The sequence below is a fragment of the Actinophytocola xinjiangensis genome (assembly GCF_001921215.1).
Classification (GTDB): domain Bacteria; phylum Actinomycetota; class Actinomycetes; order Mycobacteriales; family Pseudonocardiaceae; genus Actinophytocola; species Actinophytocola xinjiangensis.
This window is the reverse complement of sequence record NZ_MSIF01000003.1, coordinates 347,690-364,491: the sequence shown is the minus strand read 5'-3', so window position 1 is coordinate 364,491 and position 16,802 is coordinate 347,690. Positions and strand designations below refer to the sequence as shown.

Annotated in this window: 11 protein-coding genes; 7 read left to right on the top strand and 4 right to left on the bottom strand. The window is 71.4% G+C overall.

The window, feature by feature from the left end; genetic code table 11:
• The first annotated feature begins 134 nt into the window (after positions 1-134).
• The 7 genes from BLA60_RS09420 to mmsB all read left to right on the top strand — a co-directional run bounded on the left by BLA60_RS09420 (position 135) and on the right by mmsB (position 8,967).
• Positions 135-1,121: a LacI family DNA-binding transcriptional regulator gene (locus BLA60_RS09420; protein ID WP_075132600.1), complete on the top strand. Its 987-nt coding sequence runs from the start codon at positions 135-137 to the stop codon at positions 1,119-1,121.
• A 92-nt stretch (positions 1,122-1,213) separates the two neighbouring features.
• A complete protein-coding gene (gene araB / locus BLA60_RS09415) occupies positions 1,214-2,869 on the top strand; it encodes a ribulokinase (RefSeq protein ID WP_075132392.1) in 1,656 nt (551 codons plus the stop codon).
• A complete protein-coding gene (locus BLA60_RS09410) occupies positions 2,866-3,513 on the top strand; it encodes an L-ribulose-5-phosphate 4-epimerase (RefSeq protein WP_075132391.1) in 648 nt (215 codons plus the stop codon). Before araB ends, BLA60_RS09410 begins: the two co-directional genes overlap by 4 nt.
• Before the next feature lie 21 nt (positions 3,514-3,534).
• Positions 3,535-5,043 carry an L-arabinose isomerase gene (gene araA / locus BLA60_RS09405; protein WP_075132390.1) on the top strand — a complete coding sequence of 503 codons (1,509 nt, stop codon included), beginning with the start codon at positions 3,535-3,537 and terminating at the stop codon, positions 5,041-5,043.
• A gap of 44 nt (positions 5,044-5,087) precedes the next feature.
• A complete protein-coding gene (chvE, locus tag BLA60_RS09400) occupies positions 5,088-6,200 on the top strand; it encodes a multiple monosaccharide ABC transporter substrate-binding protein (protein ID WP_075132389.1) in 1,113 nt (370 codons plus the stop codon).
• Positions 6,200-7,735, top strand: a complete 1,536-nt coding sequence (gene mmsA, locus BLA60_RS09395) for a multiple monosaccharide ABC transporter ATP-binding protein (protein WP_075132388.1) — start codon at positions 6,200-6,202, stop codon at positions 7,733-7,735. The genes chvE and mmsA overlap by 1 nt, the downstream gene beginning before the upstream one ends.
• Entirely contained in the window at positions 7,732-8,967 is a 1,236-nt protein-coding gene (gene mmsB / locus BLA60_RS09390) for a multiple monosaccharide ABC transporter permease (RefSeq protein WP_075132387.1), read from the top strand. The genes mmsA and mmsB overlap by 4 nt, the downstream gene beginning before the upstream one ends.
• A 97-nt stretch (positions 8,968-9,064) precedes the next feature.
• Here mmsB and BLA60_RS09385 read toward each other — a convergent pair whose 3' ends face one another.
• The 4 genes from BLA60_RS09385 to BLA60_RS41995 are packed head-to-tail and all read right to left on the bottom strand — an operon-like array spanning position 9,065 to position 16,786.
• Positions 9,065-9,388, bottom strand: coding sequence for a spore germination protein GerW family protein (locus BLA60_RS09385; protein ID WP_075132386.1), 324 nt, complete (start codon positions 9,386-9,388; stop codon positions 9,065-9,067).
• Positions 9,389-9,396: 8 nt separating this feature from the next.
• Positions 9,397-10,461: a flavin-containing monooxygenase gene (locus BLA60_RS09380; RefSeq protein ID WP_075132385.1), complete on the bottom strand. Its 1,065-nt coding sequence runs from the start codon at positions 10,459-10,461 to the stop codon at positions 9,397-9,399.
• Positions 10,462-10,517: 56 nt separating this feature from the next.
• Positions 10,518-10,808, bottom strand: coding sequence for a hypothetical protein (locus tag BLA60_RS09375; RefSeq protein ID WP_075132384.1), 291 nt, complete (start codon positions 10,806-10,808; stop codon positions 10,518-10,520).
• A gap of 50 nt (positions 10,809-10,858) precedes the next feature.
• Complete coding sequence (locus BLA60_RS41995; RefSeq protein WP_162292932.1) at positions 10,859-16,786, bottom strand: leucine-rich repeat domain-containing protein; 5,928 nt, start codon at positions 16,784-16,786, stop codon at positions 10,859-10,861.
• Between the last annotated feature and the right edge of the window lie 16 nt (positions 16,787-16,802).

The following is a 16,802-nucleotide window of genomic DNA, read 5'->3' as shown; positions in this document are numbered from 1 at the left end:
TGAGGTGGGACAATGGCCCCCGCGAGGGGGTCCACGGGGCGGTGGACGACATCGAGGTGACGACGTGAACTGAAGCGAGGGTGGCGAAGGTGGACGACCCGGTAGTCGGTGGCAGGGTCACCCGGGACCCGGCGATGACCGATGTCGCCCGCCTGGCCGGCGTGTCACACCAGACGGTGTCCAGGGTGCTCAACGGGCACCCCAACGTCCGCGAGCAGACGCGTCTTCGGGTCCGTGCCGCGATCGCCGAACTGGGCTACCGGCCCAACAAGGCGGCCAGGGCGCTGGTCACCGGTCGCACCCAGCTCATCGGTGTGGTGGCCGCCAACTCCACCCTGTTCGGTCCGGCGTCGCTGCTGGCCGCGTTCGAGTCGGCGGCCGGCGAGGCCGGCTTCGCCGTGAGCCTCAAGCGGGTCAAGGTCCTGGACCGGTCCTCGATCGCCGAAGCCGTGGAACACCACCGTGACCAACGCGTGGCCGGCATCGTGGCGATCGCCCCCACTGCCTCGGCCAACGAGGCCCTCGCCGACATCCCCGCCGGTGTCCCGCTGGTCACCGTCGACGGTGACCCCCGCCGGGCGACCCCCATGGTCACGGTCGACCAGCAGGCCGGGGCGTTCGACGCCACCCACCACCTGCTGGCCGCCGGGCACCGGACCGTCTGGCACGTCTCCGGCCCCCCGGACTGGTTCGACGCGCAGGGCAGGGTCACCGGCTGGCAGAAGGCTCTGGAGGAGGCCGGCGCCGAGATCCCACCGCTGGTGGCCGCCGACTGGAGCGCCGCCGCCGGCTACCGGGCCGGCCAGATGCTCGCCAGAATGCCGGAGGTGACGGCGGTCTTCGCCGCCAACGACCACCTGGCTCTTGGCATCCTGCGCGCCATGAGTGAGCGCGGCAAACACGTCCCCGCCGACGTCAGCATCGTCGGTTTCGACGACGTCCCCGAGGCCGAGTACTTCATCCCGCCCCTCACCACGATCCGCCCCGACTTCAAGGCCGTGGCCAGGGAAACCCTCAGCCTCCTGCTGGCCCAACTGGATGGCGGCCCGCTGGACACCCCCCAGCGCACCGTGGGACCACAACTGATCGCCAGGGCCAGCGTCGCACCCCCGCCCCAGTAGCGAACCCGCGACCAGCCACAACCTGAGCACGCTAACCAAGAACCTCGAGCACCACCTTGACGAGGATCATGTTAGCGATAACACTCCAAGACATGAACGATCCGGTCGTCCTTGGCGTCGACTTCGGCACACTGTCCGGCCGAGCAGTGGTGGTCCGCGTGTCCGACGGCCAGGAACTGGCCACGGCCGTCCACGACTACACCCACGGCGTCCTGGACGACACCCTCCCCAACGGCACCCCGCTGCCCCCGGACTGGGCCCTCCAGGTCCCCGGCGACTACATCGACGTCCTGCGCAAGGCCGTCCCGGAGGCCATCGACCGGGCCGGCGTCACGCCAGCCGACGTCATCGGCATCGGCACGGACTTCACCGCCTGCACGATGATCCCGACGACCGCCGACGGCACGCCGCTGTGCGAGCTCCCCGAGTTCGCCGCCAACCCGCACGCCTACGTCAAGCTCTGGAAGCACCACGCCGCCCAGCCCCAGGCCGACCGCATCAACGCCCTCGCCGAGGCCAGGGCCGAGAAGTGGCTGCCCCGCTACGGCGGCCTGATCTCCTCGGAGTGGGAGTTCGCCAAGGGACTCCAGGTCCTGGAGGAGGCCCCCGAGGTCTACGCGGCGATGGCGCACTGGGTCGAGGCCGCCGACTGGATCGTCTGGCAGCTCACCGGGCGCTACGTCCGCAACGCCTGCACCGCCGGCTACAAGGGCCTGCGCCAGGACGGCGCCTACCCCTCAGCCGACTTCCTGCGCGAGTGCAACCCGGACTTCGGCACGTTCGTCGTGGACAAGCTCAACCAGCCCATCGGCCAACTCGGTGACCGGGCCGGCGACCTGTCGGCGCTGGCCGCCTACTGGACCGGCCTGACCGCGGGAATCGCGGTGGCGGTCGGCAACGTCGACGCGCACGTCACCGCGCCGGCCGCCCGCGCGGTCGAGCCGGGCCGCATGGTCGCGATCATGGGCACCTCCACCTGCCACGTCATGAACGGCGCGGACCTGCGGGACGTGCCCGGCATGTGCGGTGTGGTGGACGGCGGGATCGTGCCGGGGCTGTGGGGCTACGAGGCCGGGCAGAGCGGCGTGGGCGACATCTTCGCCTGGTTCGTCGACCACCAGGTGCCGCCGTCCTACCACGAGCGGGCCCGGCGGCGCGGTGTCTCGGTGCACGAGCTGCTCAGCGAGCTCGCCGCAGCGCAACGGATCGGGGCGCACGGGCTGGTGGCGCTGGACTGGCACAGCGGGAACCGGTCGGTGCTGGTGGACCACGAGCTGTCCGGGCTGGTGCTCGGCCAGACCCTGGCGACCAGGGCCGAGGACGTCTACCGCGCCCTGCTGGAGGCCACCGCGTTCGGCACCCGGATGATCATCGACGCGTTCACCGACGCCGGTGTGCCGGTCAAGGAACTGGTGGTCGCCGGGGGACTGGTGCGCAACCCGCTGCTGTTGCGGATCTACGCCGACGTCACGAACCTGCCGCTGCGCACGATCGGGTCCGCGCAGGGCCCGGCGCTGGGCGCGGCCATCCACGCGGCGCTGGCCGCCGGCGCCTACCCCGACATCCGCGCGGCGGCCGAGGCGATGGGCGCCGCCGACGGCGAGGTCCACCACCCCGTCGAGACCAACGTCGACGCCTACGAGCGGCTGTTCGCCGAGTACGCGCTGCTGCACGACCACTTCGGGCGCGGCGCCAACGACGTGATGCGCCGGCTGCGGGCCCTGCGCCGCGAGGCGGTCGGGGGATGATCGCCGAGCTGAGGGTGCGAGTGGCGGCGCTGCACCGGGAACTGACCCGGTACGGCCTGGTCAGCTGGACGGCGGGCAACGTGTCGGCCCGGGTTCCCGGCGAGGACCTGATGGTGATCAAGCCGTCGGGCGTGTCCTACGACGACCTCGGGCCGGAGTCCATGGTGGTCACCGACCTGCACGGCCGGCTGGTCGACGGTGACCTCGCGCCGTCCTCGGACACCGCGGCGCACGCCTACGTCTACCGGCACCTGCCCGAGGTCGGCGGGGTCGCACACACCCACTCGCCCTACGCCACCGCGTGGGCCGCGCGTGGTGAGCCGATCCCGTGCGTGCTCACGATGATCGCCGACGAGTTCGGCGGCGACATCCCGGTCGGGCCGTTCGCGCTCATCGGTGACGACTCGATCGGCCGGGGCATCGTCGAGACGCTGCGCGGCAGCCGGTCGCCGGCCGTGCTGATGCGCAACCACGGCCCGTTCACCGTCGGCCAGGACGCCAGGGCGGCGGTGAAGGCCGCCGTGCTGCTGGAGGACGTCGCCCGCACCGTCCACTTCGCACACCAGCTCGGCACGCCGGCCAGCATCGAGGCGCACCACATCGACCACCTCTACGCGCGCTACCAGAACGTCTACGGGCAGTAGCCCAGCAAGGGGAGGTCGCACGTGTCGTCTGCCGCCAAGCCGCAGGTCTGGTTCCTCACCGGGAGCCAGCACCTCTACGGTGCCGAGACGCTGGCGCAGGTCGCGAGCCAGTCACAGCAGATCCAGCGGATGCTCGCCGACGGCGAACCGGGGATCGGTGCCGAGCTGGTGTGGCGGCCGGTGCTCACCGACTCGGCGGCGATCCGCCAGGTGCTCGGCGAGGCCAACGCCGACCCGGCCTGTGTCGGCGTGATCGCCTGGATGCACACGTTCTCACCGGCCAAGATGTGGATCACCGGCCTCGATCTGCTGCGCAAACCGCTGCTGCACCTGCACACCCAGCTCAACGAGGCGCTGCCGTGGGCCACCATCGACATGGACTTCATGAACCTGAACCAGGCCGCGCACGGCGACCGCGAGTTCGGCTACGTGCAGACCAGGCTGGGGATGGCGCGCAAGACCGTCGCCGGGCACGCGTCCGACCCGGTCGTGGTCGGCCGGATCGGCGAGTGGGTGCGCGCGGCCACCGGCCACCACCACCTGCGCACCCTGCGGCTGGCCCGCTTCGGCGACAACATGCGCGACGTCGCGGTGACCGAGGGCGACAAGGTCGAGGCGGAGCTGCGGTTCGGCGTCTCGGTCAACACCTACGGCGTCAACGACCTGGTGGCCGTGGTCGACGCGGTGACCGACGCGGAGGTCGACCTGCTGGTCGCCGGCTACGCCGAGACCTACACGCTGGACCAGGACCTGGCGCGCGGGGGAGCGCGGCACGAGTCGCTGCGCTACGCCGCGCGGATCGAGGCGGGGCTGCGGCAGTTCCTCACCGACGGCGGGTTCGGCGCGTTCACCACGAACTTCCAGGACCTCGGCGGCCTGCGGCAGCTGCCGGGCCTGGCGGTGCAGCGGCTGATGGCCGACGGCTACGGCTTCGGCGGCGAGGGCGACTGGAAGACCTCGGCGCTGCTCGCGTCGGTCAAGGCGATGGGTGCGGACACCGGCCGGGGCAGCTCGTTCATGGAGGACTACACCTACCACTTCGGGCCCGGCACGCCGAAGGTCCTCGGCGCGCACATGCTGGAGGTGTGCCCGACGATCGCGGCCGCCACACCGTCCTGCGAGATCCACCCGCTGGGCATCGGCGACCGCGAGGACCCGGTCCGGTTGGTGTTCGACGCCGCCCCCGGCGCGGCCGTGGTCGTCGGCCTGGCCGACCTCGGTGACCGGTTCCGGTTGGTGGCCAACGAGATCCGCGTGGTGCCGCCGGACGAGCCGCTGCCCGCGCTGCCGGTGGCCCGCGCGGTGTGGGAGCCGCAGCCGGCGCTGACGACCTCCGCCGAGTGCTGGCTGACCGCCGGCGGACCGCACCACACGGTGCTCACCCAGGCGGTCGGCCCGGCGGTGCTGCGCGACTTCGCCGCCATGGCCGGCACCGAGCTGGTGCTGATCGACCGGGACACCACGACCGACGCGTTCGCCGACCGGCTGCGCTGGAACCAGGCCTACCACCGGCTCGCCCAGGGTCTCTGAGCCGGCTTCTGGACGGATCCGAGACGGAGAGGACGGGAGAGACAATGAGGTTTCCACGGCTCGCGACGGCCGTCACCGCCGCCGCGCTGGTGCTCACCGGCTGCGGCTCGTCGGAGAAGACCATCGACCAGCGGCCGGCGTCGGCCGACGGCGCACTGGTCGGCGTGACCATGCCGACGCGCTCGTCGGAACGCTGGATCCACGACGGCGACAACATCCGCGAGGCCCTGGAGGAACTGGGCTACGAGGTCGACCTGCAGTACGCGGAGAACGACATCCCGACCCAGGCCAACCAGATCGAGAACCAGATCACCAAGGGCGCGCGGGTGCTGATCGTCGCGTCCATCGACGGCACCGCGCTCACCACGCAGCTGCGGCGGGCCGCCGACAACGACATCCCGGTCATCTCCTACGACCGGCTCATCCGCGACAGCCCCAACGTCGACTACTACGCCTCGTTCGACAACTTCGAGGTGGGCGTGCAGCAGGCGACCTCACTGCTCACCGGCCTGGGCATGATCAAACCCGACGGCTCACCCGGCGAGGCGACGGGACCGTTCAACATCGAGCTGTTCGCCGGCTCGCCGGACGACAACAACGCCACGTTCTTCTTCGACGGCGCCATGTCGGTCCTCTCCGAGCACATCGACGCCGGACATCTCGTGGTCCGCAGTGGACAGACGGACTTCCGGACGATCGCCATCCTGCGCTGGGACCCGGCCACCGCGCAGCGCCGGATGGAGGACCTGCTGACCTCCACCTACGGCGGCGCGCGGGTCGACGGCGTGCTCTCGCCCTACGACGGGCTGTCCATCGGCATCCTCTCGGCGCTGCGCAGCAGCGGCTACGGCTCCGGCGACCAGCCCTACCCGGTGGTCACCGGCCAGGACGCCGAGGTCGCGTCGGTCAAGTCGATCGTGGCCGGCGAGCAGTACTCCACGATCCACAAGGACACCCGGGAGCTGGCGGAGGTGTCGGTGCGGATGGCCGACGCGGTGCTCAAGGGCGAGGAGCCCGAGGTCAACAACACCGAGGACTACGAGAACGGCGAGAAGACCGTTCCCGCGTTCCTGCTGGAGCCGGTGATCGTGAACAAGGACAACTACAAGGAGGTGCTCGTCGACTCCGGGTACTACACCGCCGACCAGCTCCGGTGATGACCGAGGAACTCCTGCGCATGCGTGGGATCACCAAGTCCTTCCCGGGCGTCACGGCGCTGCGTGAGGTGGAGCTGTCGGTGCGCCGGGGCGAGATCCACGGCGTGTGCGGCGAGAACGGCGCCGGCAAGTCGACGTTGATGAAGATCCTCTCCGGGGTGCACCCGCACGGGTCCTACGACGGGGAGATCGAGTTCGACGGCCGGCCGCGCGCGTTCACCGGCATCCGCGACTCCGAGGCGGTCGGCATCGTGATCATCCACCAGGAGCTGGCGCTGGTACCGCAGCTGTCGATCGCGGAGAACCTGTTCCTGGGCAACGAGAAGGCGCGCCGGGGGGTCATCGACTGGAACCGCACCAACCACGCGGCGCAGCGGCACCTGCGCCGCGTGGGCCTGCGGGAGAACCCGACGACCGCCGCCGGTGAACTCGGTGTCGGCAAACAGCAGCTGGTGGAGATCGCCAAGGCGCTGTCCAAGCAGGTCCGGCTGCTGATCCTGGACGAGCCGACCGCCGCGCTCAACGACGACGACTCCGCGCACCTGCTGGGCCTGCTGCGCGGCCTGCGTGAGGACGGCATCACCTGCGTGGTGATCTCGCACAAACTCAACGAGATCACCGCGATCGCCGACACCGTCACGATCCTGCGCGACGGCCGCACGGTCGAGACGCTGGACGTGGCGGTTGACGCGGTCACCGAGGAACGGCTGATCGCCGGCATGGTCGGCCGCGACCTCGAACACCGCTTCCCGCCAAGGGACCCGGTCGCGCCGGGGGAGGAGGTGCTGCGCATCGAGGACTGGACGGTGCACAGCCCGGCCAACCCGGACCGCCGGGTCGTCGACCGCGCGACGCTCTCGCTGCGCGAGGGGGAGGTCGTTGGCCTGGCCGGACTGATGGGCGCGGGCCGCACGGAACTGGCGATGAGCGTGTTCGGCCGCTCGTTCGGCGTGAACGTCTCCGGCCGGGTCCTCAAGCACGGCCGGGAGATCGACGTACGGACCGTGCGCTCGGCGATCCGCAACGGCATCGCCTACGTCAGCGAGGACCGCAAGCGCTACGGCCTGAACCTGGTCGCCGACGTGAAACGCAACGTCTCGGCCGCCGGCCTGGGGTCGCTGGCGCGCGGCGGCTGGGTCGACGAGCACGAGGAGTTCCGTGTCGCGCAACGGTTCCGGGACCGGCTGCGGATCAAGGCCCCGGACGTGCTGGCGCCCACCCACACCCTGTCCGGCGGCAACCAGCAGAAGGTCGTGCTGGCCAAGTGGATGTTCACCGAGCCGGAGGTGCTGATCCTCGACGAGCCGACCAGAGGCGTGGACGTCGGCGCGAAGTACGAGATCTACACGATCGTCAACTCCCTGGCGGCCCAGGGAAAGGCGGTGCTGGTGATCAGCTCGGAGCTGCCGGAGCTGCTGGGCCTGTGCGACCGGATCTACGCGCTGTCCGCCGGCCGGATCACCGGTGAGCTGAGCCGGGCGGAGGCGACCCAGGAGCGCCTGATGCACCTGATGACCCAGGAGGTCGGTTCATGAGCCTCGACGTCGAACCGAGGTCCGGTGTGGACGCCCCGCTTGGCACGCCCCGCCGGAGCAGGATCAACCTGCGGCAGAGCGGCATCTACGTGGCGTTCGCGCTGATCGTGGTGCTGTTCGCGATCCTGACCAACGGCAAGTTGCTGCAACCGGGCAACATCTCCAACATCGTCGTGCAGAACTCCTACGTGCTGATCCTGGCGATCGGCATGATGCTGGTGATCATCAGCGGCCACATCGACCTGTCGGTCGGCTCGGTCGTCGCGGTGACCGGCGCGATCTGTGCGGTCCTGACGGTGAACCTCGGCCTGCCCTGGTGGCTGGCCGTCCTGGCCACGCTGGGCGCCGGCGCCCTGATCGGCGCCGCGCAGGGCTACTGGATCGCCTACTTCGGCATCCCGGCGTTCATCGTGACCCTCGGCGGCATGCTGGTGTTCCGCGCGCTGACCCTGACCGTGCTCGGCAACCAGGGCATCGGCCCGTTCCCGAACGAGATCGGCACCCTGGCCAACGGCTTCACCGGCGGCTACCTGGGCAACGTGGGTCTGGGGCCGCTCGGCGGGGCGGACGTCGTCAGCCTGCTGGCCGGCATCCTGGTGGTCGCCGGCTTCGCGACGGCCCAGTGGCGCAGCCGCCAGGCGCGGCGCGGTTACGGCCAGGCGGTCGACCCGGTCCCGCTGTTCGCCGCCAAGATCCTCTTCGCGGCGGTGGTGGTGCTGTTCGTGGTGGTGCAGCTGGCCAGGTTCCACAACCTGCCGTGGGTCCTGGTCCTGCTGGCGGTGCTGGCGCTGGGCTACTCACTGATGGCCAGCCGCACGGTCTTCGGCCGGCACGTCTACGCCGTGGGCGGCAACCTCCAGGCCGCCACCCTGTCCGGGGTCCGGGTGAAACCGGTGACGTTCTGGGTCTTCGTCAACATGGGCGTCCTGGCGGCCCTGGCCGGCGTGATCTTCGCCGGGCGCCTCAACCAGGCCGGTCCCACCGCCGGCAACGCCTTCGAACTCGACGCCATCGCGGCCGCCTTCATCGGCGGCGCCGCCGTCCAGGGCGGCGTCGGCAAGGTCGTCGGCGCCATCACCGGCGGCCTGATCATGGGTGTCATCAACAACGGCATGTCTCTCATCAGTGCCCCCAGCGAGAACGTGATGCTGGTGAAGGGCCTGATCCTGCTCGTCGCCGTCGCCTTCGACATCTGGACCAAACGCCGTTCCGGCACCGTCCGGCTGTCGTGACGGTGCGGGGGGCGCGCACGTCGGTGTTCGTCAGAGGGTCCTCGCCGTTGGTGACCTTGATCGGGGCGCCGTGGCGCCGTCGAAGTCCAGGCACAGCTCAGCGGGGCTGGCGGCGGTGCAGGAACACCGCGCCCAGGGCGGTCGCCGCCGCCGTCAGGATCAGGCGGTTGACGTCGACGGCCGGGACCCAGTTGACCTCCTCGCCGCGGATGACGAAGGCGCCCACGGGCCTGGCGACCAGGCCGAGGCCGCCGCCGTCGCCCCGGCGGCCGGTGTGGTCGGAGCCGGTGCCGCCTCCGCCGCCGCCGTAGACGCGGGCGGCGGGGATGACGGTGACGCCGTCGCGCTCGTGGGGTTCGGCGTAGACCAGGCGGGCGGTGAAGGTGTCCCGGGCGCGGTTCAGCAGGTCCTCGATCGTCACGGTGCTCCTCAGGCTGCCGGGTCGCGGGCGTCGCGGGGGTCGCCGAGCAGCTGGCGCAGCTCGCGGACGGCGGCCCGGCCCGCCCGGTTCGCGCCGACCGTGCTGGCCGACGGCCCGTAGCCGACCAGGTGCAGCCTCGGTTCGGCGACGACCCTGGTGCCGTCCATCATGATCCCGCCGCCGGGGGAACGCAGCTCCAGTGGTGCCAGGTGGTCCAGCGCCGCCCGCCAACCGGTGGCCCACAGGATCACGTCGGCCTCCCAGGTGGTGCCGTCCGCCCAGGCGACGCCGTGCTCGGTGAGGCGGTCGAACATCGGGCGCCGGTGCAGGACGCCGGTGGCGCGGGCGTGCTCGATCTCGGGGGTGAGCGGCAGCTCGGTCACCGCCACCACCGACTCCGGCGGCAGGCCGGCGCGGACCCGCTCGTCGACCCTGGCCACGACCTGGCGGCCGTGGTCCTCGGTGAACGGGCCGGCGCGGAACACCGGCGGGCGCCGGGTGACCCAGGCGGTGTCCGCGGCGACCTCGGCGATCTCCATCAGCAGCTGCACCCCGGAGCTTCCGCCGCCGACGACCACCACCCGCTGGCCGGCGAACTCCGCCGGGCCCCGGTAGTCGGCGGTGTGCGGCTGGCGGCCGAGGAACCGGCCCGGGTAGTACGGCCGGAACGGCCTGGTCCACGTGCCGGTCGCGTTGATCACCGCGCGGGCGGCGTAGGGTTCCTGCCCGGCCGGTTCGACGAGCAGCCGGCCGTCCGGCCCGTACCGGACGGCGCGGACCTGGACGGGGCGTCGCACGTCCAGGTCGTACTCGCGTTCGAACGCGCCGAAGTACTCCGGCAGCGCCGTGGCCGCCGGCGTGTCCGGGGTCGGCTGGTCGAACCGCAGGCCAGGCAGGTCGAAGATCCCGTGCACCGTGGCCATCCGCAGGGTCGGCCAGCGGTGCTGCCACGCGCCGCCCGGTCCCGGGTTCGCGTCCAGCACCACGTGGTCGAACCCGCTCCTGCGCAGGAAGTAGGCGCTGGACAGACCGGCCTGGCCAGCACCGATCACGACGACGTCGGTGTACCGCATATCTGGCACAACGCCGCGCGGGCCCCGGTGCGTCCCGTGCGGGACGAGATCACAGCTCAGGGCCGCACGATGTGTGCGCGCACCCGCCCGCCGTTCACCCAGCCCTGCGACCTGGCGTAGCCGATCATGCCGTCGAAGCCGCCGCGCCACGCGTCGGTGTGCTCACCGGCCGCACGCAGCCCGGCGATGCTCAGCCAGACGTGGTCACCCTCCAGTGTGCCCAGACCGGACTCGGCGAGCGCGGCCGCGCCGGTCTCCTCGTCCACGCCGTCCAGCTCCACGTGCAGCTGGCGCAGGTTCTTTACGTCCTCGACGGTCGGCGCACCCGCGCCCACGTGCACGTACATATCTCGATGATCCCGCGTCGGCGGCCGTCGGCCCACCGCCGGAGTGCTGTTCATCCGGTGACGGGCTGGCGGTAGCCCGCCACGTGGTCGGCGCACAGGTACAGCGTCAGGCCCTCGGGCGTGGTCGTGCGGGACAGGCCGCCCCACGCCCGCACCGGGTCCAGTTTGGCCATCATCACCTCCAGCGAGCGGTGGTCCGCCTCGGTGGTGGCGCGCACGGCCGGCGCCGCGTCGGTGCGGTCGGGCCTGTCCAGCTCCGGCTTGTGCTCCACCTCGTCGGGCAGCTGGGCGACCAGCTCCTTCATCAGGTCGAGGTCCGCCTTGACCTGCTCGTCGAGCTTGTCGACGGCCACCCCGAGCACCGGGCCGACCAGCGGCGCGGCGTGCTTGAGGCCCTTGAGCAGGTGCTGCAGGTAGGGCCCGAGCTTGCGCAACCACTCCGCCGGCCGGGACACCGGGTAGCAGCCGGCCGGCTCGGGCAGCCGGTGCCAGGCGCCCGGCTCCTCGCAGTACAGCCGCAGCTCGTAGGTGCTGCCGGTCAGCTTCCGCCTGGCCGGGACGATCGCGAACACGCTGGGGCAGCGCGCCTCCTGCTGGGTCTGCAGCTGGCGCTGCAACTTGAGGAACGCGCGCTGGATGTAGTCGCCGTGCTCCTCCAGCCGCTCGTAGACCTGGGTGAGCACCGTCGACATCTGCTCCATGCTCATCCGGGAGGTGTCCCGCTCCGAGGGCGCCAGGCCAAGCAGCAGCTCCGGCACCGAGATGTCCCGGCGCGACTTGCGGCACTCGATGGTGTCCTTCGGTGGGGTGTCGGCCAGCCGCGAACGCAGGTCCTCGTAGTCGAACATCTCGTGGCACGGCGTGGCCGCCGGCGTGCAGCGACACGGCACCTGCCGGCTGATCCGCAGGCCGGGGAACCGTTCCAGGGTCAGGTTCAGGCCGTCGTCGAGGACGGAGAAGAAGCTGGCCGGTGTCGGGCCGCGCACCGCCAACTCGACGGTGTTGTGGTGGCGGTTGGCCCGCACCAGCGCCAGGTGCTGGCCGTCGCCGTGGCCCAGCAGGGCGCCGGTACGCCAGTGCAGCCGCTTGCTGAACCGGTGCGAGCGGGCGATGAACCAGGTCGGAATGCCGGGCGGCATCGTGTTGAGCCGGTACAGCACGCGGATCTCGCGGGTGTTGGGCCGCTGCCCGAGGTCGTCCCACTCGGTCTCGAAGTCCGGCGGGTTCCACTGCAACCGCTCCACGACCAGGCTGATGTCGTCGGCCTGGCCGCCCTGGATGCGGTAGGACAGGTCGTACTTGTCCATCATGCCGAGGAAGTGGTTGCGCAGCCCCGGATCGAGGTCGGCCCACAGCTCGTTGAGGTGCTCGCGGGTCAGCAGCCCGTAGGCGGCGTCGACCTGGCCGCTGTCGAGCACCATGCTGATGTAGTCGTTGACCCAGCCCGGTTGCAGCACGACGGTCTGTGACAGCTCGGGATCGTCGCTGTAGTACAGGATGTCGCCCAGCTCGTGCAGCGCGACGGCGATGTACTTGCGCTGGTCGGCGTCGGTGACCCCGGCCCCGGCCATCAGCTCCCACAGCCGCGCCGGCGTGACGTGCTTGTCCGTGGCGCGACGCACGGCCTCGGCGGCGCCCAGCCACGTCGTCGGCCACTCCGAGCCCATCAGCGGCAGCCGCGCGGCCTCGGTGGCCAGCCGGGAGCGCAGCGCGTCGAGTCCCTGGCGGGTGGCGTTGTCGATGGACACGCTGTCGACGATGTTCGGGTACTCCTGGCGCAGTTCGTAGAGCGGCAGGTCGACCGGGCGGTCGTCGAGGTGGGTGGCGACCAGCACGACCGGGGACTCGGGGGCGCGGGCGATGATGATGTCCAGCCAGTACCGCAGCTTGCCCTGCTCCCAGCCGAGGCGGGAGTTCCACAGCAGCAGGAACAGCGACCGGTTGGTGAGGAAGAACTGGTGGGTGGCGTGGTAGATCTGCTGACCGCCGAAGTCCCACGCGCTCAGGCCCATCCGCACGTCCGGCTCCGTCGGGTGCGGCACGGCCAGCTCCCTGATCATCAGGCCGTGGGTGGACCGCTCCCTCGGGTCGTGCGGCTCGTCGGCCAGCGCGCGCACCAGCGAGGTCTTGCCGACCCCGCCCTCGCCGACCACCAGCAGCTTGGACTTCCACTGCTGGGAGCTGCCCTGCTCACGCGCCCGGATGAACGCCATCAGCGACTCCGAGCCGGCCGCCGCGATCTCCGGCGGCGGGCTGACCAGCGGGTTGGCGCTGACCGACAGTTCGGTGAGCGCGGGCAGCGCGGTCAGCCAGTCCGGCAGGGACGGCAGCCGGTTGTTGTTGACGTGCAGCTCCCGCAACCCCGTGATCTCCGCGACGCTGTCCGGCAGGGCGGTGAGCCGGTTGTTCTCCACCCGCAGCTCGGTGAGCCCGGTCAGCGCGCCGAACCGCTCCGGCAGCGCGGTCAGCTCGTTGTCCTCCAGCCGCAGCGACGTCAGGCCGGCCAGTTCGGTGAGACCGTCGGGCAGGGCGGTGAGCCGGTTGTCGTTGACCTCCAGCGCGATCAGGTCGGTCAGCTCGGCGATCCAGTCCGGCAGCGCGGTGAGTGCGTTGTGGTCCAGGTACAGGTAGCGCAGCTGGCCCAGCGGGCGCACCGGGGCCGGCAGTTCGGTGAACCGGCTCCGGGCCAGCACCAGGAAGGTGAGCCGGGTCAGCTGCCCGAAGGTGTCCGGCAGGGCCGAGAGCCGGGTGCGGTTGACCCACAGGGTGGTGAGCTTGGTCAACTCGCCGATCCACGGCGGGAGCGTGTCCAGGTCGTTGCCGGACAGACTCAGCGAGGTGAGGCCGGTGAGGTCGCGGATCATCGGCGGCACCTCGGTGAGCCCGCAGCCGCCGATCATCAGCTTGGTCAGCCCGGCGCACCGGCCGAGGGTGGCGGGCAGGTCGGTGAGCGTGTTGTCGCTGACGTTGAGCACGCTCAGGCCGGTCAGTCGGCCCAGCCACGCCGGCAGCGCGGTCAGCGCGCAGTCGCGGGCGTTGAGCGACTGGAGGCCGTGCAGCTCGGCCAGGTGCTCGGGCAGGGTGGCGAGCGGGTTGCTGTTGAGCCACAGCGAGGCGAGACCGCGCAGCTCGGGCAGCCAGTCGGGCAGGGCGTCGAGCGTGTTGTTGTCGACGTAGAGGTGGGTGAGGCCGGTCAGCCGGCGGACCCAGTCGGGCACCTCGGTGAGCTGGCAGCTGCCCAGGCTCAGGGTCTCCAGCCCGGTCAGGTCGCCGAGCCAGTCGGGCAGCGGGGTGTCGGTCTCCCGCAGGTTGTCCAGCCACAGCGAGGTCAGCCCGGTCAGCCGGGCCAGGCTCGCGGGCAGCTCGGTGAGCTGGTTGGTCTGCACCTGGAGGCCGGTGAGGCCGGTCAGGTCGCCGAGCCAGTCGGGCAGTTCGGTGAGGCGGTTGGCGTCCAGCTGGAGCCGGGTGAGCCCGGTGAGCCGGGAGATCCACGGCGGCACCGTGTCGAGCCCGACGTTGCCGAGGCCGAGTGTGGTGAGCCCGGTGAGCTGCCCGAGTTCGGCGGGCAGTCCGGTGAAGGCGTTGTGGCCCAGGTCGAGCGAGGTCAGCTCGGTGAGGTCACCGAGCCACGCCGGCACGTCGGCGAGCCGGTTGGAGTCCAGGTCCAGCTCGGTGAGCCCGGTGGCCGCCGCGAGGTGCGCCGGCAGGTGGTCGAACCGGTTGCCGCTCAGTTCCAGCGAACCGAGCCGGCGCAGGCCGGTGATCCAGCCGGGCAGGCCGGTGAGCCGGTTGCCGTCCAGGAGCAGCTCGGTGAGCCCGGTGAGGTTCCCGACCCAGTCGGGGACCTCCGCGAGGTGGCAGGAGCGCAGGCCGAGCTTGGTCAGGCCGGTGAGGTCGCCGAGCCGGTCGGGCAGCCGGCGCAGGCCGTTGTTGTTGAGCACCAGGCTGGTCAGGCTGGTCAGGTCGCCGAGCCAGTCCGGGACGTCGGTGAGCTCGTTGCGGTTGAGCCACAGCTCGGTGAGGTTGGTCAGCCGGCGCAGCCACGGCGGGACCTCGGTCAGCTCGCAGCCACCGATGTCGAGGTACCGCAGCTCGGTGAGGTTGCCCAGCCAGTCCGGCAGGCCGGCGATCCGGTTGCGGTCGAGGTCGAGCCGGGTCAGCTCGGTGGCCGAGGCGAGCCAGCCGGGCAGGGCGGCCAGCCGGTTGCCCTCCAGGCGCAGCTCACCGATCCCGCCCAGCGGCGGCACGTCGGTCAGCCGGTTGTCGTTGAGGTTCACCGAGGAAAGGGTGATCCGGCCGAGCCAGTCGGGGACCTCGGCGATCCGGTTGCTGTTGAGCCACAGGTCGTCGAGCCGGGTGAGCGAGGCGAGCCACTCGGGGACCGTCTCCAGCCGCGAGTAGCCGAGGTCGAGCACCGAGAGCCGGGTCAGCGTGCCGAGGAACTCCGGCAGCGCGGTGAGGTGGTTGCCGCTGAGCCACAGCTCCCGCAGGCCGGTGAGGCCGGGGAACCAGTCGGGCAGTTCGGTGAGCTGGTTGTTGTTGATCCACAGCTCGTCCAGGCCGGTCAGCCGGCCGATCCAGTCCGGCAGGGTGGCCAGCCGGCAGTTGCGCAGGGTCAGTACCCGCAGGCCGGTCAGCTCGCCGATGGACTCCGGCAGGCCGGTGAACCTGTTGTCGTGCAGGCGAAGCGTCCGCAGCGTGCGGCAACCACCGAGACTCCCGGGTAGGCCGGTGAGCCGGTTGCCGCTGACGTCGAGGTAGGTCAGGGCCGGTAGGCCGCCGACCCAGGCGGGGACCTCGGTGAGGTGGTTGCGGTCGAGGTGCAGCTCCTCCAGCGCGGTCAGCCCGGCCAGTGCCGGTGGCAGTGCGGTGAGCCGGTTGTCGTAGAGGTAGAGCCTGGTGAGGGCGGTGAGGTCGCCGAGCCAGTCGGGGAGCGCGGTGAGCCGGTTGCCGTGCAGCCACAGGCGGTTCAGCCCGGTGAGGCCGGCGAGCCAGTCCGGGACGGCGTCCAGCCGGCACAGGCCGAGGCCGAGGACCTCCAGGCCGGTGAGCCCGCCCAGCCAGTCGGGCAGCCCGTCGAGCTTGTTGTTGTCGATCTCCAGGCGGGTCAGGCCGGTCAGCCGGCCCACGACCGGCGGCAGTTCGGTGAGGTGGTTGGCGCCGATGTCCAGGTAGGTGAGGGCGGGGAGGTCGGCGAGCCAGTCGGGCAGGTCGGTGAACCGGTTGGTGTGCAGGCGCAGCTCGGACAGGCCGGTGAGCCGGGCCAGCGTGTCCGGGAGCCGGTCGAGGCGGTTGCGGTGCAGGCGCAGGTGGGTCAGGGCGGTGAGGTCGCCGAGCCACTCCGGGACCTCGGTGAGCTGGTTGCCCTGCAACCACAGCTCGCGCAGGCCGGTGAGTGAGGCCAGCCAGTCGGGCACCGTGTCCAGCCGGCACCAGCCGATGCCCAGGGCGGTCAGGCCGGTCAGGTCGCCGAGCCAGTCGGGCAGGCCGGTCAGCCGGTTGTTGTCGAGTTGCAGGTCGGTCAGGGCGGTCAGCTCGCGCAGCCACTCGGGCAGCGCGGTGAGCCGGTTGTCGTCGACGTTCAGCTCGGTGAGCGCGTCGAGCCCGGCCAGCACCGGCGGCAGGCTGGTGAGCCGGTTGTCGTCGAGGTCGAGGATCCGCAGCGCGCCGAGGTCACCGAACCAGTCCGGCAGGCCGGTGAGCCGGTTGTCGGCCAGGCGCAGCTCGGTGAGCGAGGTGAGACCGGCCAGCCACTCCGGGACCGTGTCCAGCTGGCAGTCGCCGAGGTGGAGCCGGGTGAGCCCGGTCAGCTCGCCGAGCCGCCGCGGCAGTGCGGTGAGCCGGTTGCCGTCCAGGCGCAGTTCGGTCAGGCCGGTGAGATCGGCGACGGCCGGCGGCACCTCGGTGAGCCCGAGATCGCTGAGGTCGAGCGTGGTCGTGGCACGCTCGATCCGCTCGCGTGCCTCCTCGGTCCCCATCTGCGCCCCCATCCCA

Bases quoted from the DNA above. Each gene is read 5' to 3' on its own strand.
- BLA60_RS09420 (WP_075132600.1), top strand. From the start codon at position 135: ATGACCGATGTCGCCCGCCTGGCCGGCGTGTCACACCAGACGGTGTCC.
- araB (WP_075132392.1), top strand. From the start codon at position 1,214: ATGAACGATCCGGTCGTCCTTGGCGTCGACTTCGGCACACTGTCCGGC.
- BLA60_RS09410 (WP_075132391.1), top strand. From the start codon at position 2,866: ATGATCGCCGAGCTGAGGGTGCGAGTGGCGGCGCTGCACCGGGAACTG.
- chvE (WP_075132389.1), top strand. From the start codon at position 5,088: ATGAGGTTTCCACGGCTCGCGACGGCCGTCACCGCCGCCGCGCTGGTG.
- mmsA (WP_075132388.1), top strand. From the start codon at position 6,200: ATGACCGAGGAACTCCTGCGCATGCGTGGGATCACCAAGTCCTTCCCG.
- mmsB (WP_075132387.1), top strand. From the start codon at position 7,732: ATGAGCCTCGACGTCGAACCGAGGTCCGGTGTGGACGCCCCGCTTGGC.
- BLA60_RS09380 (WP_075132385.1), bottom strand. From the start codon at position 10,461: ATGCGGTACACCGACGTCGTCGTGATCGGTGCTGGCCAGGCCGGTCTG.
- BLA60_RS09375 (WP_075132384.1), bottom strand. From the start codon at position 10,808: ATGTACGTGCACGTGGGCGCGGGTGCGCCGACCGTCGAGGACGTAAAG.
- BLA60_RS41995 (WP_162292932.1), bottom strand. From the start codon at position 16,786: ATGGGGACCGAGGAGGCACGCGAGCGGATCGAGCGTGCCACGACCACG.